16 protein-coding genes are annotated in these 22,749 nt (G+C 46.7%); 12 read left to right on the forward strand and 4 right to left on the reverse strand.

The window, feature by feature from the left end; all coding sequences use genetic code 11:
• Window positions 1–120 precede the first annotated feature (120 nt).
• The gene (locus DW796_RS09370; protein ID WP_118094986.1) at window positions 121–309 is read left to right on the forward strand and encodes a hypothetical protein; all 189 of its coding nucleotides are present in this window, start codon (window positions 121–123) and stop codon (window positions 307–309) included.
• A gap of 105 nt (window positions 310–414) precedes the next feature.
• Here the strand turns inward: DW796_RS09370 and DW796_RS09375 are convergent, their stop codons facing one another.
• Window positions 415–864, reverse strand: coding sequence for a DUF4869 domain-containing protein (locus DW796_RS09375; protein WP_118094988.1), 450 nt, complete (start codon window positions 862–864; stop codon window positions 415–417).
• A gap of 1,098 nt (window positions 865–1,962) precedes the next feature.
• On the opposite strand from DW796_RS09375, the gene DW796_RS09380 reads away from it, so the two are divergent.
• From DW796_RS09380 to DW796_RS09390, 3 genes are all read left to right on the forward strand, one after another.
• Entirely contained in the window at window positions 1,963–4,350 is a 2,388-nt protein-coding gene (locus tag DW796_RS09380; RefSeq protein ID WP_118094990.1) for an N-acetylmuramoyl-L-alanine amidase, read from the forward strand.
• Between the two features lie 127 nt (window positions 4,351–4,477).
• Window positions 4,478–6,907 (forward strand): NlpC/P60 family protein, encoded by a 2,430-nt coding sequence (locus DW796_RS09385; protein ID WP_118094992.1) that lies wholly within the window; start codon window positions 4,478–4,480, stop codon window positions 6,905–6,907.
• A gap of 15 nt (window positions 6,908–6,922) precedes the next feature.
• Entirely contained in the window at window positions 6,923–8,473 is a 1,551-nt protein-coding gene (locus DW796_RS09390) for an oligosaccharide flippase family protein (protein ID WP_082437869.1), read from the forward strand.
• Between the two features lie 146 nt (window positions 8,474–8,619).
• Here the strand turns inward: DW796_RS09390 and DW796_RS09395 are convergent, their stop codons facing one another.
• On the reverse strand, window positions 8,620–9,636 hold the full coding sequence (locus DW796_RS09395) for a glycosyltransferase family 2 protein (RefSeq protein WP_118094994.1): 1,017 nt from the start codon (window positions 9,634–9,636) through the stop codon (window positions 8,620–8,622).
• A gap of 33 nt (window positions 9,637–9,669) precedes the next feature.
• The gene (locus DW796_RS09400; protein ID WP_118094996.1) at window positions 9,670–10,767 is read right to left on the reverse strand and encodes a glycosyltransferase; all 1,098 of its coding nucleotides are present in this window, start codon (window positions 10,765–10,767) and stop codon (window positions 9,670–9,672) included.
• A 36-nt stretch (window positions 10,768–10,803) separates the two neighbouring features.
• Between DW796_RS09400 and DW796_RS09405 the strand changes: the two genes are divergently transcribed.
• From DW796_RS09405 to DW796_RS09440, 7 genes are all read left to right on the forward strand, one after another.
• Window positions 10,804–11,748: a glycosyltransferase gene (locus DW796_RS09405; protein WP_118094998.1), complete on the forward strand. Its 945-nt coding sequence runs from the start codon at window positions 10,804–10,806 to the stop codon at window positions 11,746–11,748.
• 833 nt (window positions 11,749–12,581) lie between these two features.
• A complete protein-coding gene (locus tag DW796_RS09415; protein WP_117758312.1) occupies window positions 12,582–13,268 on the forward strand; it encodes a glycosyltransferase family 2 protein in 687 nt (228 codons plus the stop codon).
• Window positions 13,269–13,273: 5 nt separating this feature from the next.
• Window positions 13,274–13,609: a DUF2304 domain-containing protein gene (locus tag DW796_RS09420; RefSeq protein WP_117758311.1), complete on the forward strand. Its 336-nt coding sequence runs from the start codon at window positions 13,274–13,276 to the stop codon at window positions 13,607–13,609.
• 202 nt (window positions 13,610–13,811) lie between these two features.
• Window positions 13,812–15,812: a DUF2142 domain-containing protein gene (locus tag DW796_RS09425; protein WP_117758310.1), complete on the forward strand. Its 2,001-nt coding sequence runs from the start codon at window positions 13,812–13,814 to the stop codon at window positions 15,810–15,812.
• A gap of 1 nt (window position 15,813) precedes the next feature.
• Window positions 15,814–18,195: a glycosyltransferase gene (locus tag DW796_RS09430; protein WP_118095000.1), complete on the forward strand. Its 2,382-nt coding sequence runs from the start codon at window positions 15,814–15,816 to the stop codon at window positions 18,193–18,195.
• Between the two features lie 9 nt (window positions 18,196–18,204).
• On the forward strand, window positions 18,205–19,770 hold the full coding sequence (locus DW796_RS09435; RefSeq protein WP_147347834.1) for a hypothetical protein: 1,566 nt from the start codon (window positions 18,205–18,207) through the stop codon (window positions 19,768–19,770).
• Window positions 19,770–20,801, forward strand: coding sequence for a polysaccharide pyruvyl transferase family protein (locus tag DW796_RS09440; protein ID WP_118095002.1), 1,032 nt, complete (start codon window positions 19,770–19,772; stop codon window positions 20,799–20,801). Before DW796_RS09435 ends, DW796_RS09440 begins: the two co-directional genes overlap by 1 nt.
• A gap of 13 nt (window positions 20,802–20,814) precedes the next feature.
• Here the strand turns inward: DW796_RS09440 and DW796_RS09445 are convergent, their stop codons facing one another.
• The gene (locus DW796_RS09445) at window positions 20,815–21,855 is read right to left on the reverse strand and encodes an acyltransferase (protein WP_118095004.1); all 1,041 of its coding nucleotides are present in this window, start codon (window positions 21,853–21,855) and stop codon (window positions 20,815–20,817) included.
• Window positions 21,856–21,960: 105 nt separating this feature from the next.
• Here DW796_RS09445 and rfbA point away from each other — a divergent pair.
• The coding region (rfbA, locus tag DW796_RS09450) for a glucose-1-phosphate thymidylyltransferase RfbA (protein WP_233539720.1) at window positions 21,961–22,749 on the forward strand (789 nt) is incomplete at its 3' end.

Below are 22,749 nucleotides of genomic sequence, written 5' to 3' on the forward strand. Positions count from 1 at the left end.
AGGCGGGGCCGAGGCCGCCTCGATCAATTTGCGAAAGAATCTTGACGGTACCCTTGTTGCTTAACAAATGGCGAGGTTGGTGGGCTAAGTTAGTGACAGTGTTTTGTTGGAGGAGGGCAAATGCCCTATGCCGAGCTGTGCCACTACGAGTTCACCTCGGGCGGCAGGGAAGAGGTCAATGAAGAAAAACTGCGCCGCTGGAAGCGCGAGCAGGCGCTGTTCATGCAGCGCTCGCCGGAGCTCTTCCTCAACGGTGATCCGTGGTTGGGGCCGAACCTATCTGCCGAGAGCGAGTACTTCTCGCTTTAGTGCGAAGTAATGCCAAGTTCCGGCAAAGTATCCTCAAGAGCTGCAAGAGCGGTGGGGTTCAAGTACTCCTCGTTCAAGCGGCTCTTATCATATCGAAAACGTGCGTCAGGAGTTCTCCCTTAGGCATTTTGCGGCTATAGGGACAAGGTCGAACATCGTGTGAACGACATCACCCGTGTTTGCAACGGTTGCCGTGAACTTGCCGTTTCCAAAATCCATCAGATGGTAGAGGTTGATTGTCAGATCATGCTGTGCGGCGATTCTCAGAATCCAGTAAGCGCAATTGTCGCCACAGGTTGTGGCGTTGTATATGTTCTGAGGCATGAAGTGCATGAGCAGCAGCGTCTTGGTGCCTCCCGACAGCCTTTCAGGAGGGATGATGCCTAAGATCTTGGTGTTTATTGCGCCGGGTCCAACCACGCCGCCCTTATCAATGGATTTAATAATTCTCTGCGCAAAAGCATCTTGAAACCATTCGGGCGAATAGACGTTATCGAAGTAAACCGACGTATTATAGATAACGTTTTCCATATCACCATAGTGAATTGTTAGCACGCTGGCCCCTTCGACTTACTGGTTTAGCATTTGGTAAGATTGATTGTATCGCAGCGTATGAGACTTACGATATTTGCTGGTAACGCATGTGATTGATAACTATTGATAAACAAGTCTTGTATTCAGTGCCTGTTTTGTTTGTCCGTGCTTGAACCCAAGTTGCTTTGAAGGCCTATATTTTAGAAAATAGTCCACGAGCTAAGCTTCGTGTGGCGGCACGTAAAAGCTGTAGTGTGCTTGGGCAGGTAAAAAGTCCAAGACGATTAGATATCCGAGAGGATATCGAGCCCGCACCGGGGAGATAAGGTGAGTCCGCGCCGGGGACTATAATTCCGGCGACAACTAGGTTTCCGTGAGGATGCCGCGGCTGACAGCCAGCAGAAAACCGCCTCTTTGATTATCAGCCGGGGTTATCTCGGCTTTTTTGATTGGGACGGTTGTTATATTGCTGAATCTTTAAGGGACGAAGATTGTTTTTCAAAGGCCCACGATGTGCATCTGGTCACTCATATCTTTTCGAGACGGTACGATAAGAAGCTATATGATTCTCTCTTGTTTAAAGATGGTGAGTTCGATGATTCCCAGATTCCAAGAACTATTAGGTCTCTCCTAGATCCCTCTCTTCTGCTCATTAGAAGATTCAAAGACGCGTGCGAGCGTTGCTTACTGGTGTTTGATTCATGAAGATCACGCTCTGCTTTTCTTGAATGCGTTAGCCAGGTTTCACTGTCGATGAAGCCCCAGACGCCTCTGATGCAAGCGAAACATTGGGGCATTTTGCTGTATTTCGCAGCTGTGTACATGCTTTCGTCGTCCGCCACGTGCTTAAACGAATTGCGTGTTTCAGTGGATTTTCGTGTCACTTGCACTTGCGCTGTTTGGGGCGCTGCCAATTGCTTCAAAAACTAGAGCTAACACTGTGTCCATGGAAGGACGAAAAAACAAAAGTTTGCTGAGAATGTAACCTGCTTTTTATAAGAGCAGGTTTCTGTCTGCCTTTATAACAATTCCCGCGCTTCGAATAACTGGACTTCCGATGCAGAGGGGATTGTAAGATAATCTTCTCTTAGTAACATTATTTGTGACGGGGGATTCGATATGAAAAAGGCATTGCGTGCCTCAACAGCTTTTTCTCTTGCTGGTCTTTTGGCCATTTCACCCTTGATAGGTCCTGTGACTGCTGTCTACGCTGTGAGCAACGTCCCGTCTGCGGACGCTGCCGTGGACGTTGCGACTGCAGACGATGATGGCGTGGCCTCGCGTGATGCGGGTTCTGTCGATGTCGACGCTGCTGAGGATTCATCGCCGGCAACGAACGTTGACGAATTGGCTGATGAGGATTTTGGCGTTGATGTATCTGAGAACCATCAGCAGGCTGAACCGGTCGATTCCTCTTTCCAATATGTATATCTTGCCTACCCGAGTCTTCCCGGCGGGACTGATCAAGTTGTCGCCTTTGCTACTCCCGATGACGGCGACACCCTTGCTTCCGCAATGCTTAACTATGTAAGTGCCAATGGAGTACAGGGAACCACGGTTGCATCTGAATCAGCTGGTAATTCGGCTGCTTTTGTATTTGGCTCGACGTTGAAATCCAATACTTATTTTTTGACTTCGATAACCTACGTTTTGCAGGGTGATGGCACTGAACATGTAGTGGATCTCTCTGACAGGAATTATTCGTTTACGGTTGTTGATAGCTCCGTGAGCTCCGAGGGCACTTCTGTTTACTATGCGGACGGCGATGGTAATGCCGTTGAGGCCCAGTCGATTCAACAGGCATTGGAATGCGCTGATTCGCCTGATGGCATATCTACCTACGCTGAGCGCTCCGCGCGCAATGTTGGGGTGATTGCACTTGATGCCGGTCATGGCGGAGTTGATTCCGGCGCGCAGGGAAATGGCAAGAGTGAAGCCGACCTTACCTGGAAGATCATGACAGCCTGCAAAAATAAACTTGAAGCTTACGGCTTTAAGATCGTTCTTGCGCGCGAGCAGTCTGGCTACTATCCCAGCAATGATTATCTTTATCGCGTACAGCGCTGCATTGATCAGGGCGCGCAGGCCTTTGTTAGCTTTCATATCAACTCTGGGTCTTCTGGAGCTCACGGCGCAGAAGTTTATGCTCCTACCGCAAATGGCACCGACTACACGCAGGTCTCTGTTGAGCTTGCCAACAAGGTCATGAACAACCTTGCTGCTATGGGACTAACATGCCGCGGCGTATTTCAAATGGAGGTAGGCGACGAGTTCGCCGTTATCCGCTGCGCTCGCGAGCAGGGAATTCCAGGTATTCTTATCGAACATGGCTTTATCTCGAATTACGGTGATGTGGTCAACTATTTCTCGGACGATGGTTGCCGCCGTCTTGGCGAGGCTGACGCTGCCGCAATCATCGCGCAGTTCCCGCATCCCTACTCCGTCAATGGAATTTCCTTCTCGGAAGAACTGGGGCATGCGGGGTCAACGGTAAAAATCGGTGTAAATGTTAGCGGCAAGACTGATGGCCTTAGATATAAGTTTGTTTGGCATAGGGCTGGGTCTGATTGGAGTGATTCCAATTGGGGTGTAATCGGTCAAGACTTAACTTCGCCGTCGATTTCTTGGACCCTGCCCCAGGCTGGTGAATATGAGATCTATGCTGATGTCATTGACTCCAATGGGTATGTGACTAGCACTTCTAAATACAAAGTTGTTAATTGGTCTCTTGAGTCGCTCGAAGTCTCGGGCGACGCCCGCTGCGGCAAGCCGGTCAAGCTGCAGGCCAAGGTGTCCGGCGACGCCTCCGGCCTCAAGTACAAGTTCGTCTGGGAGAAGGGCGGCTGGGCCAAGTGGGGCGTCGCCCAGCAGCCCTCCGCTTCCTCCTCCTGCGAGTGGACCCCGACCGAGCCGGGCGAGTACACCGTCTACCTCGACGTGATCGACGGCTCCGCCGAGAGGCACCTGACCCGCAAGGTCACGGTGGAGGGTACTCCAATTATGGGAAGTCTGCAGACTTCAGTTGATGCTATGGTGAACTTATATGAATCAACAGGACATACATATCCCTCAGACGAATTTGTTTCAAAGGGAGCACCTACTATTCGTGATTTTTGTTCATTAATTGTCGAAGCCGCTGTTTCTGAAGGGGTTCGTCCGGAAGTTGTTTTTGCTCAGGCTATGCTTGAGACTGGATGGTTGCAATTTGGAGGTTCCGTAAAGCCGAATCAGTGCAATTTCGCCGGACTGGGCGCCGTCAATCAACAATCGGGAGGCGCTAGATTTGACGATGTATATCAGGGCTTGCTTGCCCAAGTCCAGCATCTTAAAGGATATGCTACTGGTGCGGCGTTGAATAACACTTGTGTGGATCCTCGATATGAAGTCCTTCAGTCTAAGGGTTTTCTCGGAGTTGCGCCATATTTGGAAGATTTAAATGGCCGCTGGGCTGTTCCGGGTGACACGTATGGTCAGAATATTGCGCGCATTATTTCTTTAATTGGCTAATATCAATATGAATTCTCTAGGTCGACTGCGCTGGTTGTAGTCGACCTTACTTGTATGGTAAATCTTGGCCTTAAATTGTTACTTGCTAGCAATATTATGTTGGAGTGAACTATCGGGGAGGTTCTATATGCATTTCTTTAGAAGTAAGGCTGTCCGTGTCGCTTTTTTCTTCTTTTATTTCTGTTTGGCCGTAACTCCTTGCTTTGGTTTGAGTGAAGCGGGCCTGTCTCCATCACAGATTGAAGATTCAACACGGGCCGATGATTTAAGTGCAACTTCGCCGGTTTCAGAGGACTACTCTGTCGACGGCCTCTCGGCAAAGGCGTCCGATGGAGGGTCTCCTCTCCTGGGCGACCGCTGCTCGCTCGGCCTGACCGCGTCCGGCAACTCGGGCTCGGTCCGCTATAAGTTCGTCTGGGAGCAGGGCGGCTGGTCCAGGTGGGGCACCATCCGCCAGCTCGGGCCCGAGGCCTCCTGCGATTGGGTGCCGGAGGTCGCCGGCGACGTCAACATCTTGGTCGACGCCGTCGATTCGGCCGGCAACGTGAGGACCTGGAGGTTCCCCGTCAGGGTGGATGCCTGTCGCCTTTCCGTGAGCGGCGGGGATACGCTCGAGTGGAGCGGCGGAATGAAGGTCAATATCTCCGCCGCGGCGGCTCCCGGCGCAAAGATTAAATTCCTTTGGGAACGGGGCTCATGGTCCAAGTGGGGCGTCATCCAGGCAGCATCTGAGTCCGCCGCCTGTACCTGGACGCCCCCGTCTTCCGGCTCCTATACTCTCTATGCCGACGTCACGGTCGGCGGGCTCACGTCGACGTCAAGACTCCCCGTTCGCATCTCAGAGGACTACTCTGTCGACGGCCTCTCGGCAAAGGCGTCCGATGGAGGGTCTCCTCTCCTGGGCGACCGCTGCTCGCTCGGCCTGACCGCGTCCGGCAACTCGGGCTCGGTCCGCTATAAGTTCGTCTGGGAGCAGGGCGGCTGGTCCAGGTGGGGCACCATCCGCCAGCTCGGGCCCGAGGCCTCCTGCGATTGGGTGCCGGAGGTCGCCGGCGACGTCAACATCTTGGTCGACGCCGTCGATTCGGCCGGCAACGTGAGGACCTGGAGGTTCCCCGTCAGGGTGGAGAGAAATCTATCTAACTTCACTTCAATAGATTTGAAATCTGATTCATCCAATTTGTGCGTAGGGGATACGCTTTCAATTACACCTCGGATTACCATCCGAAAGAATAATCAGATTTCATACAAATATGTTTGGATGCGGAACAACTGGGCTGAATGGGGTGTGATTGACTCCGGCAGAGGTAAATCCTCAATTGACTGGAGAGTCGATAAATCTGGCGCTGTCACCGTTTTTGTTGATGTTATTGATGAGGCCAACGATCAGACGATGACCTCGAAGACTGAATGCTCGATTGGCTCCGAGAAGTGGAATTACGAGTCCTTGAGTTCTTCTGCAACGCTTGTCAGGCCTAATGAAAGCACTGAGATCGATGCCAGATGCTCGGGTGATACTAATTACTTACAGTATAAGTTCGTCTGGAATAAGAATAATTGGGCTGACTGGGGCGTTGCTCAACAGGGCACAAGTTCACACTTGCAATGGGATCCAAAAGACGCCGGAGACTATGAATTGATCTGTGACGTTTCGGGGTCAGATGGAGTTGTCCAAACAAAAAGAACAATCATTAGCTGTTGGGATTTCTCGAGGATTACTGCAATTTCGACTGATGGCAATAATTCTTGGGGAGTTCGAGCTGATTTGGGAACGCTTGCAGCTGAAAAATCTGGGCAATTTCAGTTTAAATTTGTTTGGGCCAAGTCCGACTGGAGTAAATGGGGTGTTCTAAAAGAATTTTCCAGTGTGAATGACGCTTATTTCAATCCCTCTGCACTTGGATTGCAAGATGGTTATTACGATCTTTACTGCGATGTCTTGCTTCCTGATGGCACTCTCCAGTCGAAGTCGACTCAGATTTACTACAGCCCATTTGGCAGCTCAACGGTTTTGGGGGTTAGTCGTATTGGACTCGTCACTTGGCTTACGTCGCATCAATTTGATGGCTATTATTTAGGAACGAGATATTCCGGTGGCTTCTCCTATGATAGTTGCCTTTACCCAAAAGGTGCCCCGAGATGGGATGGCTATACTGGCATGAATTGCACTGGCTTCGTGGCTCATGCTTATGCTGCGGTTGGTGGCGATGTCAATCGTATTGCGCAGAATAATAATCACTCTCCTTGGGCTGGGGGGCCAGGCGGTGGCGGCTATATTAACGCTTGGAGATGGTATGGCTATGCTCGAGATTTGGGATGCAAAATGTATGAGTTCCGTACTGTCCAAGATATGCTAAATAGTGGTTATGCTCAAAAGGGAGATATTATCTTCTTTAAGACTGACGGATCAATCGACTGTCATATTGGGTTCTTCTGGGGAGATAATCCGCATGACAATGAAATGTGGCATCAAATTCTGCCTGGGAATTTAATCGGACCCTGCTTTAACAATGCGAACAAAGGAGAGGTTCGGCAATCGGTTGTTCTGATTAAATAGTGCTTTAATTTCTGAATGGTATTTGAAGCAACTAATTGTGAAACGGTGATTCTGATAAGTAGCGCAAGCAGAAGACTTACTGGCATAATAATTACATATGGTTATATACTGGCTCAGGCTTTAGTCGGCTTTGTATATGTTCCGATGTTGTTGCAAAACATTGGACAAGACGAATACGGACTCTATCAATTGATAGGTTCTATCATGTCTTATATAGTTTCCATTAATGGGATTTTGTCTGCCGGTGTTGGGCGTTTTTATTGCAAGTATATGGCAGAGGGCAAAAATGACTTAATGGAGAATACTCTCGCAATAGCTAGGCGTCTGTACTGGGTCCTATCTGTGTTCGTGATGCTAATAAGTTGCGTTCTCGCCGTGGTTGTTCGGTTTGTATATTCAGCCAGTTTTACAAACTCACAGCTTGATGAGTGTTCCGCAATGCTTGTTGTATTAGGGATCAACACAATTGTTATCATGAACAACACTATTAGCGTTGCGGCGATAACTGCTAATGAAAGGTTCGTTTTTTTGAAGGGCTCGCAATTGGCCGCCCTAATAGCTCAGCCTTTCATTGTGTATGGACTTACGACAATTTTTAAGAATGCATTAGCCGTATGTTTAGTTGTGCTTGTTACAAATGTGTTGTGCGCGGTGAGCCAGCGTTTGTTTGCTAAATATAATCTGCATATTAGTTTCAGATATCATGGCTGGGACATGAAACTGGCTAAAGGATTGCTATTTTTTAGCGGCGCGATTGTATTGGTGACGATTGCTGACCAGATTTTCTGGAAAACCGATCAATTAATTGTCGGCTATTATTTTGGTGCTGCCGCCGTTGCGGTATATTCTGTTGGATCTCAAATCTACACGATTTATATGACAATCGGTACGGCAGCCTCTTCAGTTTTTCTTCCTCGAGTTTCAGAACTGTATTGCCAGAATAAGGATATGTCTGAAATTTCGGATCTCTTCATTAAAGTCGGTCGCATTTCCTTTATCGTCTGCGGATTTGTTCTTAGTTTATTTATTGTTCTGGGGAAAGATTTCATCATTATTTGGGCTGGTAAGGACTATATAGACGCTTTCTATATCGCCTTGATCGTAATGGTTCCATTTACCATTGACTTAATTCAGAACCTGGGACTTACCATAATGCAGGTTGCGAATGTTTACCTGTATAGGGGGTATATGTATCTTGCGATTGCGCTTGTCAACGTGGTCGTGACGATTATATTGCTCAAGCTTATGGGCATAGTGGGCGCAGCAGTTTCAACAGCCATCGCTATGGTTATAGGTAACGGTTTCTGTATGAATTGGTATTACTCTGAAAAGCTTGGGTTGAACATAAAGAAATTTTGGCTTGAAATTGCCAAACTTTCCGTCTTGGTTATTGTCGGTACGGGGGCTTTGCTGCTGCTCTATAACCTAATTAAAAGCCTTTTATCTGGCCTTGTGGTGGTTTTGGTGTCAGCAATAATTTATTTCTTTATCTATTTCTTCTTGGTTTTGATGTTTGGGCTAAACGAATCCGAAAAGACGAGCATATCTGCATTTATCAAGCGATAATCTGCGACGCTTATTAAGCAGAATAGCCTAATGTACTTTCATTACTTTTATGACCAACCGGCTTGCCTGACATTTGATTATCGAAGGCTAAGTCGGTTGGTTTTACTACTCGGTGCCAGGAAAAATGAGCGATGACAACAGGGCGATTAGCTCAAGATTTTCAGTATCAATAGTTTTAGCTGTTCACAACAGCGTATTACTACTCGAGATAACAAATAGTGCTTATTCTTTGCCGCAAGGAACAGTAAATAGCTGTCAGGTCTGTAGGTGCTGCAAGGGACATCAGCTTTAATTGAGGGATTAAATAAGGCCTCTGAAATTGAAACAAAGTTACGTTTTTTGGTCTCATTATTGTCACTGAGCTCGTTGATCGATAGGAGATAAAGATACTGTTCCGTTCTTGTTTTCCATGCCAGCCTTTCTGTTTCTTCTCCCCAACGAGCAGCGATTTTCACTAGGCTTGAGGTGACGAAGGTTAAATCTGAAAGCTGTTTTTCCTTATAGCTGTGTGTTGCACTTTGTCCGTTTTGACAATTGTAATAATACAGCGCATCACTTATTTGTAAAACCGATCTGGCTGAATCGACTATGGGTATCATTTGCAGAAAATCTTCTGCAAAATCGATTCTCTTTGTATCGGTATTGCTTAAATCGTCAATCAGACAGTTTCTTTTGATTGCCTTTCCCCAAATTGAATTGAGCTTCCCTCGTGCCAAACATTTTCTGACTTCGGCGAGATCGTCACCTTCATAGATGCCAGACGGAAGGGCGGGATTGATAAACGGATCGTTTGAATAGTCTGGGTTTCTTGTATAGCTGAAACAGATTATGTCTGGATTGCACTTATCGATTTCGCGAGCAAGAATAGATAGGGTATCGAAGCGCAAAGAATCATCCGCATCAACAAAGACCAGGTAATCTCCGGCGCTTATCTCCGCGCCTTTTCGCCTGGCCTCATATACGCCCATATTATTTTGTCTAACGTAATGAGTATTGTTGTGAGATTCACAAAACACTTTGCAGACACTTTCAGTAGCGTCTGCTGATCCATCATTGATGAGAATAATTTCATAGCCATCATATGTTTGTTGGTAGATGGATGATAGCGTTTCCGGCAAACTGGATGCCGCATTATATGCAGGGATAATAATTGAAAACAGCATTTAGTCCCTTTCCGTATTGGAAGAACAAGATGGTTAGTTAGAAAGCCCGTTTACAATGTCCCTGTATAAAATAAATTGACGCTTGGCAATGGCCTTCCATTGAAAGTGTTCAATTGCATACTTTCTAGCTGCATTTGCAAGTTTACAACGAAGTTCATCGTCATTGAACAGGGTGAGAATTGCGTTAGAAATGGCTTCGAGATCAGATTCTACACCGATTCCAATTCCTTTATTGTTCGCTGTTTCTTTCCATGTGGTTCCCTCGGTAACAATAATTGGGAGGCCATATGCTAGTGCTTCCAAAACAGACGTCGGGAAACCTTCAGTGCGTGAAAGTTGGATATAAAACTGCGATTGGAGAAAAGCGTCCGCTTTAGATTGACCATTAACTGGACCATTTAATAAAACAATATCGGATACTTGATTGTCGGCAATAAGTAGTTCCAGTTTGGCCATAGACCCATCTTCGTCTGGACCGTAGATGTAGATTTTAGCTCCGAGCCCTCTTAGCTCATCAGCAATTAGCGGCAAACTTTTGATCAGTAGATCAAGACCTTTGACCTCTATATCTAGGCGGCCAATAAAAAGCGCGATGCGGCTGTCTAAGTTTGAGGCTTTGGCTTTTGGGATGCTAACACCATTTGGAATAATGCTTGCTTTCCTATGTTTAAAGCCGTTTGAACTCATCGCCTCTTTTTCCGATAGAAAATGGATACAATCAGCATTGCGGATAAAGGCGTTATAGAAGAAAACATTAAGCAATTGTTTAGCTAAATGATGCTGTTCTTGCGCCACATATGTTAGAGACCCATGTGGCGTGATGATGTATGGGATCGCACGTCTTCTGAGCCAATGGCTTAGTTTAATGTGATCCGGCCTATATATCTCATGAAATATTACGAGTGACGGATTGCAAAACGGTTCAGGAAGTTTTTCTATGCATGACTGATGGAAGACGGGATATTTCGCATCTTTAGGCCTGTAGTTTGTAAGATTTAATAGAGCTATATTCATGTCCTTTATTTCTGACTGCTCATTTAGGTATTGAGGCACCACTGTAGACACGCCAGAAGCGAAATCACTTGTAATATATGCCACATGAAGGACTATTAAACTATCGGTAGTTTTCATTAGCGTTTGCTCCCGCAGCGGTGTTGGAGGTTTTAGTTGACAGATTCACAGTTGGTTTCAGTGCTCATGCCTTGTTATAGGGAGAGCGCCAAAGATTTTACTGAGGCACTAGTGTCTATTTTAAAGCAGACCTACCATCGAATCGAGGTGGTTGTTGTTTTTGATAATCCAGATGACAACACACTTTACGATATTGCTCAAAACTATAGCTCTCATGACAGCAGGATTTGCCTCGTGAGAAATGAACGCAATCTTGGTCTTGCTGCATCTTTGGAAAAGGCGTTCAAGGTCTCACGCGGTCAGTATATCTGCCGAATGGACTCAGATGACATTTCTGAGGCGCAGCGCATTGAACGGCAGTTGTCGTATCTTGAAGAACATGAGCTTGACCTAGTGGGTTCTTATTTGAACGCCATTGACGAAGACGGTAGTCAATTATATCTCGTTGATTCAATTCCAAGTTCGGGTGAAGGCGTTAGGCGTTCTCTTATGATTAGAAATTGCGTACCTCATCCGAGTTGGTTTGGAAGAAGGTCTGTATTTGAAATGGGGTATCGGTCTGTTCCGCTAGCAGAAGATTATGACTTGCTGTTGCGTGCCGAGCTGGAAGGTTTCACTATTGGAAATGTTCCAGAGCCGCTCATTCGATACAGAATGACTGTTAATAGCATTTCGCGTAGCAATTTGTATAAACAGTTCGTTGTTTCTCAGTGTTTACGTTCAGCTTTCAAAGAGGGTCGATCACTGGATGTCGATAAGATTGATACAATCGTCGCCGAGCGGTTCGATCGGCGCCGAGCTGAGAACTATCTAAAGGCAAATACATTATTTAATAATGGGTTGAGAAGTATTCATTCTGGTAATCGAGCAAAAGGTATTTCCCAATTGCTTCAAATCCCATTTTGCTCTAAGTCGTATTTAATGAATGTCATTAATATGGCGCGTGTGGTTACAATTAAAACTTTTGAGAAAACCTCGTAGTTGTGCACCTACGCTTAGAGAGACATGGCGTAACCATGCAGTTCACACTCGGAAGATTGCTAGCTTTGAAATCTAGGACGAGGTTTGTTGCGGGGGCTCTCGATGCCGTGTGTACCATTCGTGGTTGATTCCCGATCTAAGCTGAACACGCTGCGCAGATAGTCCGTACCCGCGGCTAGCCGAACGCCCCCGCGGCCCCCATGGACCCCGGGGATTCCGTTTCCCCAGTTGAAGGAACGGTGGATATGTGTTCGATAGGTCCGGTGACCATTCTCCGCCCTCAGTTTGGCATCTCTTTCCAGACTCAGCCGGACGGTCGGTCCGCCTATTCCGTTTTGCCTTTAGGCTAGGCCAGCGAGGCGTCGCGCCTCTCTGCGCGCGCCCTCTCGATGAGGCTCGGCGTCAGTTCGAGTCTTCCGATGGGCACGTCCTCCAGGCTGTAGGCGTCTAGCGCCGCCTCCGCATCGCCGCCGAGCATCACCCTGGAGGCGCGCGGGCGTCCAGCTCCTGCTTCTTCTGGACCGTGTCCCTTTCGTGTCTGGTGAGCCTGCCGTAGACACTCGGGGTAGCCTTCTCGGAACCCTTTTTCTTCTTTCCGGACATGCCGTCCTTCGAGCTCCCGGGGCCAACCGGTTCGGCTCTCAGGGTAACGGGTTCCCACATTCATCCGCACATGTGCGGATGAATGTGGGAGGTGTTCGGATGAAGTTGATAATCAAGGGTTGATAATCAAGGGTTGATAATCAAGGGTGCACCATTCGTTGTGTCTATTTAACCATTTGTATATCTCTCGCTATAATAATGAGAAAAACTAGAGATCGGTTTATGTGTATATGACACCTAAAACTCTTATCGCTATTCCTGCTTATAATGAGGAGGAATGCATAGAAAAGACGATATGCGAGCTCAGGCAAATTGCACCTGAGTTTGATTTTGTTGTTATCAATGATGGGTCTCGAGATCGAACGCTAGCTATCTGCAAGGATCTTGGTTGTGACATCATTGATATGCCCATTAACTGTGGTTTGACCGTTGGGTTTCAGACGGCTGCGCGTTATGCGGTTGATCATGGATATGACTATATGGTTCAGTTTGATGCTGACGGCCAGCATTGTCCGGAATATATAAAGGTCCTTGTTGATAGGGCTCAATCTGATGGATCAGATATTGTCATTGGCTCTAGGTTTGTAAGCGTGCGCAAAGACAAGACGCTTCGCATGATCGGCTCGCGTATGATTACGGTGCTAATAAAGATTCTGACAGGCAAGAGGATCAGTGACCCCACGTCTGGATTTAGGCTATTTGGGCGGGATATTCTTACGAAATACTATTACGACAATACCTTAAACCCGGAACCAGAATCTCTCGCTCTCTTTTTGAAGCAAGGGTATTCTATTTCAGAGGTACAGGTTAAGATGCGCGAGCGTCAAGGTGGCGAGAGCTATCTTAACCCTGTTAGGTCTATGCAGTATATGGTTCGTGTTTTCGTTACGCTCCTTGTCGTTCAGTGGTTTAGGTGATCCATTTGCCGGTCTCTCTTCGTATTTTGCTTCTCGTTTGCGCTGTTTTGGTATTCGTGTTCGTATTGCGCAAATTAAAAAAATCCCAAATGCAAGTTTTGGATTCTCTGTTTTGGCTGCTATTCAGCGTCAGTTTTGTAATTTTGGGCGTTTTTCCACAAGTTGCAATGTGGCTTTCAAGTCTATTTGGTTTCCTGTCGGCTTCTAACTTCGTGTTCCTTTACGTTATTGCCGTTCTTGTGGTCCGTGATTTCTGCAATTCTCTTCGCCTCTCTCGACAGGAAGAGCGTTTGAACTCGCTTGTTCAGGCTGTTGCGTTAAGTAGGGAGAAGGAAAAGTAGGCTATGCGTTTCGCTTTGGCGTATAAATCATCCGGATGGGAATGTCTCTACTTATATTTCTTTCAACAGTTGTGAACAGTGCTTGGTGCCCATACTTGTCATCCAGATGACTGGGAACGATTCTTCGAGGGCCCTTGCAGCTTGATTTGGATAAAGGTGAATTAGCCCCGTGTTGTCTCGATGCGTAAACCAAAAGCAAATAATGAAAGCCGTCTTCGTTGCTCTTCTCTTTATTGTCGAGCTTCTGTGCATGAAGCACTTTTATGTGAACCACTCTGTCTCACAGCTGTTCGTTTTAGCGCTCTATTGCGTCGTTGTAGATGTTGCCATTTGGCAATCATATTATATCTTCCTTTCCTCAGATGATGAAAAAAAGCGTGGCAACTGTTCTGGTCGCTGCGCTCAATTATTAGTCCTGTTGCTTACGGCATTTGCTGTGGCGGTCATCTGGGAGGGCTGCACCGTTCTTGGCTCGCCGGCTTCTCATTTCTCGAATATTGCTGACTGGAATAAAAAGCGGCTCATATTCTTTTTTCTGATTTCCTATTGCGCAATACTCTATTTATTCCAAAGCGGCTTTTCTCTGAAAGCGTTGTTCCATTCTGCTTCGGCGAGGGTCAAGGCTACCGATTACGTTTCCCTGCTGATTATCGCATTCTTTATTGTTTTTGGCTGCTCTACGATTGCATTCGTGAATGGGTTCATTAATGCTGTTGTTTATTTCCTGCTGGTAATCATAACTTCGGTTTTCACGGCTTGCTCGGGCATTCGAAAGAGAAATTCTGCCCTTCCTGTTGCTTTCTTTATCGCTGCATTCTCAATTGGTGTTTTCCTTGTGGTGAGCACTCCGATAACGACGGGTATTTCATGGGATGATCAAATTCACTATTCCAATGCCCTTTCGACATCTTATTTATTTGAAACTCAAAAAACTGATTCGGATATTAACTTTACTGACGAAGCGGTCCGTCGTGCACAGGGCTATGAAGAGCCCTCTCTTTCCCATTTTGATCGAGCGGAAATTCTTGAGCATGCTAGGCAGTTGAATGGCTCCTATAGATCTGATATCGCTTCTGGTCATGTGCAAGTTAACAAGCATGAAGAATTCGTTTATACGCTTAGCAGCATTGGGTATATTCCATCGGCAATTGGCCTTTGGCTCGCTCGCCTTCTGCATTTCGATTTTTCTTCTATGATTCAATTCGCTCGGATTTGCAATTTATTTAGTTACTGTCTTGCAATTGCCATTGCAATCAAGGTTACGCCCTCAAAAAAGGGACTATTTGCTTTTGTGGGAATGCTGCCAACTTCGATCTTTCTTGCGTCATGTTTCTCATATGATGCATGGCTCATTTCGTTTATCATTCTCGGTTTTGCTTATTTTTTGAGGTATGCATGGGGTGATTTAAATGAATTTACAGTTCGCAATATAGCACTCGCATTTTTATTTACCTTTTTAGGACTCGCAGTCAAAGCTGTGTATTTTCCGATAATCGGTCTTTTCTTTATGGTTCCGCGTAATCGTTTTGCGGGCTCGAAGCAACGAGTTCATTACTATGCCGCCGTGTTTGTTTTGGGCTTGATTGCTTTTGCCTCATTTGCGCTTCCGTTCTTGTTTTCAACGGCCGGCGGATCTAACGTTGGCGATATGCGAGGCGGCTCCGATGTTAACTCTGGTCAGCAAATCGCTTTCATTCTCGCCGATCCATTGCGCTACGCGGAAATACTCGCCAATTATTTTTCAACTTATTATTTAAATCCGATAACCTCTTCTGGATATGCATTGAACTTTGCATACCTTGGATCGCTTGCTGCTCAGATTTCTGTAAATGCAATCCGTGGGTTGGTTCAGGTGCTTCCAGCTGTTTGCCTATTGTTGTTTGGGCTTTTTTCGGCCGATTCGATTAGCGTTAATCATATTGGTCTCGCACAATTTCTATGGGCCTCATTTGTGTTTTTGTTTACGGTGATTTTGGTGGCAACTGCACTTTATGTGTCTTTTACTCCCGTTGGATTGGGGACAGTTAATGGTTGCCAGAGTCGTTACCTTTTGCCACTTCTGGTTCCGTGCCTATCGTTTATCCTTAACCAAAGTCGCTTGGTCTTTGGGGACAGCAAACGATTCATATTGATATGCCTCGTATTCCCGTTTACTTTGGCTACGATTTGCGAGTTTGTTTTAGTTGTTGGAAAGTGTTGCTGATATGGGCATAGTTTTTAATACCGAATTTAACAATAAGCTAAATTGCCGTGGCGACGGCAAGCTATATCTACTGTATGAAGCCGCATCCGTTTTTCCTGATGCTGTTGAGTCGCAATCACCTAATGGGCAAATTCTGCCCGCAAGAATCATTCCTATTTCAGAGACTGAATTTGTTGCTGTTCTTGCCGATTTTGGTGTCGACCAATCGCTGTCTTTCTTTAGCGGATATAATGTAATTTACCAGCGCCGCATCAATCCTGGCAAGTTTTCGATTGAGTCGAAAGTTAACGGCTTGCTGCGCGCGGAGCATTGTGGACAATTTCGCAATATTGACCGTTCTGGCGTGCATGCGCTCGCTTCTATCCAAATTGAGAGCTTTATTCCCTGCGTTGATGGCGTAATCGTTAGAGGTGTTCTTTCGGGTACTGATTACCTTGAGGGTGATCGTATTGTCGCTTTTAATGAAGAAGCCTGCGTTGTTGGGGAATCTTTGTTATTTAATAAATTAATAGCCGATGCGAATCCTGGTCTAATAAATTTCTCTCTTCATATTCCTGAGGTCGGGGATAGCCTGTGCATTTGCATACACAGGGCTTCTGGTCATCTAGATACGTTTATCAATCTAAAGAAAGATATGCTTAAAGAGCTTTTGGATGAGGCTGATCGGAATCATGCGTGTGCATTCGATCAACCCCGTTATTTGTCCTGGTTTTCTGGGCGCAGATTGACTGGATCCGATTCGCGGGCACAAGCACAAATAAGACTTGCATACCAGCCCTTGTTTTCAATCATCGTTCCTCTATATAAGACTCCCTTGAATTTCTTCAGGGATATGGCTGATTCTGTGATTGCTCAGACGTATTCGAATTGGGAACTCATCCTGGTTAACTCTACGCCAGATTACGATGGACTTAGCGACTTGGTTTCCGAGTACGTGACTGCAGACTCTAGAATTAAAGTGACTGATCTTGAGGGCAATCTAGGTATCACTGAGAACACCAATGTCGGAATCAAGATGGCCAAGGGAGACTACCTTTGCTTTTTCGATCATGATGATGTTCTCGAACCGAATATCTTGTTTGAGTATGCACACGCTCTAAATCAAAATTCGGATATTAATCTTCTCTACTGTGATGAAGATAAGCTATTGCCTGATGGGTCCTTGGCTCATCCTACTTTTAAGCCGGATTTTAGTCTTGATATGGCTCGAGACAATAATTATATTTGCCACCTTCTTACTATTAAGAGGGCATGTTTAGACAGAATTGACCTTTCTAACAGCGAGTTGGATGGCGCCCAGGACCATGCCATGGTGCTGAAGATTGCCGAACTTGGTGGGACGATCCATCACGTTCCTAAAATCTTGTATCACTGGAGAATAAGCGAGAATTCGACTGCGGGTAATTCCGATAGTAAACCCTATGCAACCCTCGCTGGAATAAAAGCTGTTCAGGAGCACCTTGATAGATGCGGTATCAAGGCGACTGTGGTCAATTCTCATAATCGTGCTTTTCGTTATAGCCCCATTTATGATGTTCCTTCATCTGAGTCCTGTTCATTAATCGTTACCACCCGCGGCAATTCTTCGGTTCTTTCGACTCTTGTATCTTCAATCAATGACACCGATTTTGATGATCTTGAAGTCGTTTTCGTGTGCTCGCAGGAAGCGGAAGCTGCTGTTAAGCAATCGAGCTCTGGACTTCGTTGCCGCTATATCGTTCACGCGCTTGATGACCCCTTTAATATATCTGTGTGGAGAAATGCCGGTGCTTTCGCCGCGCGTGGCGAGCAGCTCGTCTTTATTCATGACGATATTCAGGCACTAGACTCCTCGTGGCTAAAGACTCTCGTCGGTTTTTCTCAACGAGAGGATGTTGGCGTCGTTGGAACAATGACGTGCGATCTTGACGGCATTGTGCAGCAGGCAGGCCTGTCTTATGTTGGAGAATCAATCGTCAACCTGTCGCAAGGCATTCATCGCTCTTCTCCTGGCTATATCTATATGCCATTGACCGTAAGGGATGTATCGGCGGTGAGTGGTGTCTGTTTAGCTATTTCACGCGAACATTTTAATCGTCTGGGTGGTTTTGATGAGTCGTATCTTCTTGACTATTCGGATGTTGATATTTGCTTCAAGTCTTCTCAAGCTGGGTTAAAAGTGATCTATACACCAGAGGCATGTCTCTACCATATGGCATGTGTTGACAAATCCCTTGATAGTAAATCTCGCTCTCATAAGCATTTTGAGGATAAGGCACGATTGTTGCATAACTGGTCCGAGCGTTTCTCTGAGGGAGATCCATGGTTCTCCGTTAACTTTTCTCGAGATCCCAAGCGCGCAGCGTTATATAAGTTCGATCCTTTTGACTACGAAGCGATTTGAGTGCTTTAAATGAAACAAATTGCCTGGATAATATCTCCGCCGGCAAAGGGTTCTGGCGGCTTTCGAACCATCTGCAGCAAGGCTTCCTTTCTAGATTCTCGCGGATATGAGAACTACTTTTACATTATGCCGGGCTGTGAAGCATACAAAAGTGCTCATAGAGTTCAGACCGAAATAAAGGATTGGTTTGGTTATTCGCCTAAAGAAGTTCGTGTGGCTCCGAGTGTGTCCGAGGATTTTTTTGCAGTAATCGCCACCGCTTGGAATACGGCGCACTTTGCATCTATGCAGAAGTGCACCCATAAGTTCTACTTCATTCAGGATTTTGAACCTTGGTTCTATCCGATGGGGGAGATGTATCTAAATGCCGAAGCAAGTTATCGTTATGAACTAAACCCCATAACAATAGGCAGATGGCTTTCTAAAAAAGTTGAACCCTATTATTCGCATGAAGTCCCATATTGTGATTTTGGCGTTAGCGATATATATACTGCGCAGGAACAAAATCTAAGCAGAGAGTATGCCGTCTGTGCTATTTATCAATCCAATAAGGATCGGCGTTTGTCTGGCATGTTGCTTGATGCAATTAAATTGCTTCTCAAGCTCGACGATGCAGTTGTCGTATATTTATACGGCGAAGACGCAATGCCTCCCATTCGTGATCCACGTGTACGCAGCCTCGGCATCTTGACCGCTGATGAATGCGCCTCGCTTTATGCCAAGTGTGTTGCCGGCGTATCGTTGAGCGTGACTAATCCCTCTCGCCTGCCTTTCGAAATGCTTGCATCGAAGCTTTCGGTAATTGAAATAAACCGTGAGAATAATCTACTCGACTTTCCGGAGGGCACCATCCACCTCGCTGAGCCCTCTGCTTGCGGCATTGCTTCTTCTATTCTTGAGGCTCTTTCAGGCTCAAAATGCGATTCGCCTAATCGATTTAGCTGCACGTCGATTGAGCGTGAAAATGAAATGTTCTTCGAGGCCTTTACACGTTATCTGAATGAAGAGCCATCCTTGGTTAGCGGGAAGTCCGCCTTCGGGAATGTGCTAAAAACCGAAGAACTAAGTAAGGTCTTCTTGCTCAGCGATCATCTCGCTGATGCTCGATTGCGATCGTCTGCCATGTCTCAAACGCTCATTCAAGCTTCTTCTGTTGATTTGACTGTGCGTTTTGAGTCGTCTTTGATGCCTGTGGATGTTCGCGCGGCAGTTTGGTGTGCCCTTGATCAGTCTGATATTCGCTGGATTAGTCTTGAATCTAGGGACGGTCTTTTTGCGGGGCATGTTCCGCTGTTTTTAAATGATGATGAAGAGGCCTATCTTCGCATTCATATATACTCTTTTGCGGAAGACGGCAAGAATCCGCTTTGTGTCGCTGAGCTAAGCCAACTAGTCTGTCTTTCGCCTTCTCGCAACGCTCATCCTGTTGTTCGTTCGGTTGAAAGTGGCGCATGCAGCGTGTCTGCCGTTTTTAACCTATCTGATGATTATTGTGAACCGTTTCAGCCTTCTGCTTCGACGGGCGTCGAAGGCGGTCACGTTGCTCTACTCAAACGTTTATTTCGGAGAAACTAATGGCGCGCTTTAACCAATGGACTCAGCTACTTAAAGCCTCTGCGACATCGTGCAGGCACGATGAAAAATCCGATGGTGTTAAGCAAGAACGCTATCTCCTTTTGGATACGGCTATGGGAAGCGAGAACTCTGGTGACCATGTGATCATGGATGCCTGTGGCTGTATCGCGGATCAAATCTTTGGCGGTGCGTTGCCCCATGTGGCAACGCACTATTATTCCAAAGAGCTTGAAATGTATCCTGAATACGTAAAGCTGTTGTGCGGCACCAATATTCTGTATACGCATATGGCTGATCAGCAGCAATGGGCGCTTGCCAAGCGGTTGGGCAATAATAGAAATGTTGTTTTGTTCGGCGTGGGCATGTCTGATATTGGGGTGGACGATGCTATCGACGCCTATACAAAGAAGTTCTATAAAACCTTGCTATCCGATGAATATCTTCATAGTGTTCGAGATGAAATGACTAAGAAGAGGCTTAACTCTATTGGCATAGAGAATGTTCTTAATACCGCATGTCCGACCATGTGGTCGTTAACCCCATCTAAGCAACTCGAGATTTCCTCCAAGCGTTCTAAAAATGTTGTTACGTCAATTACCGATTATTGTTTCGATGCGGAACGTGACCGTAAGATGCTGGAATTGCTGTCGTCGGAATACGAAAAGGTAACGATCTGGGTTCAAGGAAGCCATGATGTTGATTGGTGTCTTGATCAAATAGTCGATCTGACGCAATTTAATGTTATTGGCCCCAATATCGAAGACCTTAATCGTGTAATTGAAACCGAGGAGTTTGATTATGTGGGGACGCGTCTCCATGCGGGCATTCGCTGTTTAAATGGAGGTCATCGCTCCCTAATCATTGCAATTGATAATCGAGCCCGTCAGATCGGTGAGGATACGGGGCTTCCCGTTCTTGAACGCGAGGACGGCTATCTCCATAAATTAGCTGATTGGGTAAACCATCCCGTTAAAACTGAGATTAATCTTCCCTGGACGAGCATCGATAAATGGAAGAAACAGTTTAATTAGCTGTATTCCTTGGCTATTGCTTTCCCTGTTTCTTATCGTGTGATGCCTTTGGCGTTTCCCCGATTATCCAACCCATGTTTGTGGCTCGAATTAGATTTGTCAACATATAGGCGACTGATCCAAATCCAATCAGGTTAATTGCTGCCATCGCCATTGGGGCTATGTTGGGCCAGTAGGTAAAAGAAATGTAAACCAGTGGAGAATGAAAAAGATATATTCCCATACTGTTTTTGCTAATCTTTTCGGTTAGTAGGTTTGTCTTTTGGGGGATGACGCAATAAATTGATGCAACCGCCATGCAAGTAAGGGCGGTGGAAGCAATGGGGGGCACAACTTGTTTTAGTAAGTTTACAAGGAATAATAGTATTAGGACTATTGATAGGCTTTTACGCCTTTTATAACTCTCGAACCATTTGTTTGCTTCCAAGTAGTGGATTGTTAGGCCAAGCGCAAACCATATCGCATTTGCTTCTGCCAAATTGATATACCTGTTCGCTGATGGTATTCCAAAATGGTAAAGATAAATTGAAGCGCCGAAAACTATCGGAACCTTAAAACTTGTTAGAGGGCTCTTTTCGAGTATTTGAAAGATGCACGACGTGGCTGCTGTAATGAAAAAAAGAGTCGGGAGAAACCAAAGGTGACCGTTGTCTTCGCCCAACAGAATTGATTTAAAGATGATGTGCGGTATAGTTTGGCCATTGTAATAGGGATACTTAACGAGCATCCTGATGGGGAAGAGCCAACATATTCCAATCATGATATAGGGGATAATTAAGCGTTGAGCTTTTTTAATGATCTGACTTATAAAATCGCTTGCTCGATTCCAGCTCCATAAAAAACAAAAGCCAGATAACGAAAAGAACAAGGGCATCTGGATTCCGTTTATTAAGAATTTGAGATTATCCAACAGAATTGATTTTTGTTCAGTTGGATAATATCCCCACGCACTTGAATACAGAATAATGCTGTGGCCTAGGACTACAAGGAATATTGCAAGGGCCCTTACGTTCGTTATGTCGTCTCTACGGGTTGTGTCCTTGCGGTTGTTCATCAATTGCTTCTTTCGTTAATATTGAGAAGGATTAACTTAATAGAATATCAAACTCTTACTAACCACTCGATTTATAACTATTTTCGATTGTAGAGGACGGAATATATGAAAGGCATCATCCTCGCCGGCGGGTCCGGCACGCGCCTGTACCCGCTCACGCTCGTGACCTCCAAGCAGCTGCTGCCGGTCTACGACAAGCCCATGATCTACTACCCGCTGTCCACCCTCATGCTGGCGGGCATCCGGGACATCCTGGTCATCTCCACCCCGACCGACCTGCCCAACTTCGGGCGCCTGCTCGGGGACGGCTCGCGCTACGGCGTGAACCTCTCCTACGCCGAGCAGCCCTCGCCGGACGGCCTCGCACAGGCCTTCACCATCGGCGAGGAGTTCATCGCCGGCGAGCCGTGCGCGCTCGTGCTCGGCGACAACATCTTCTACGGAAACGGCCTGTCGCGCCACCTGACGCGCGCCGTCCAGAACGCCGAGTCGGGCCGCGCCACGGTCTTCGGCTACCACGTGGACGACCCCGAGCGCTTCGGCGTCGTGGAGTTCGACGGCGAGGGGAGGGCCGTCTCCATCGAGGAGAAGCCCTCAGAGCCCAAGAGCTCCTACGCCGTCACCGGCCTGTACTTCTACCCGGGCGACGTGGCCGCCAAGGCTCATGAGGTCAGGCCCTCGGCCCGCGGCGAGCTCGAGATCACCACGCTCAACCAGATGTACCTGGAGGAGGGGACGCTGTCCGTCGTCACCCTCGGCCGCGGCTACGCGTGGCTGGACACCGGCACCATGGAGAGCCTGCACGAGGCCGCGGAGTTCGTCCGCGCCGTGGAGCACTCCCAGGACCTGCCCGTGTCCGTGCCCGAGGAGATCGCCTGGGAGAACGGCTGGATC

The organism is Collinsella sp. AM31-2AC (assembly GCF_003469285.1).
Taxonomy (GTDB): domain Bacteria; phylum Actinomycetota; class Coriobacteriia; order Coriobacteriales; family Coriobacteriaceae; genus Collinsella; species Collinsella aerofaciens_AT.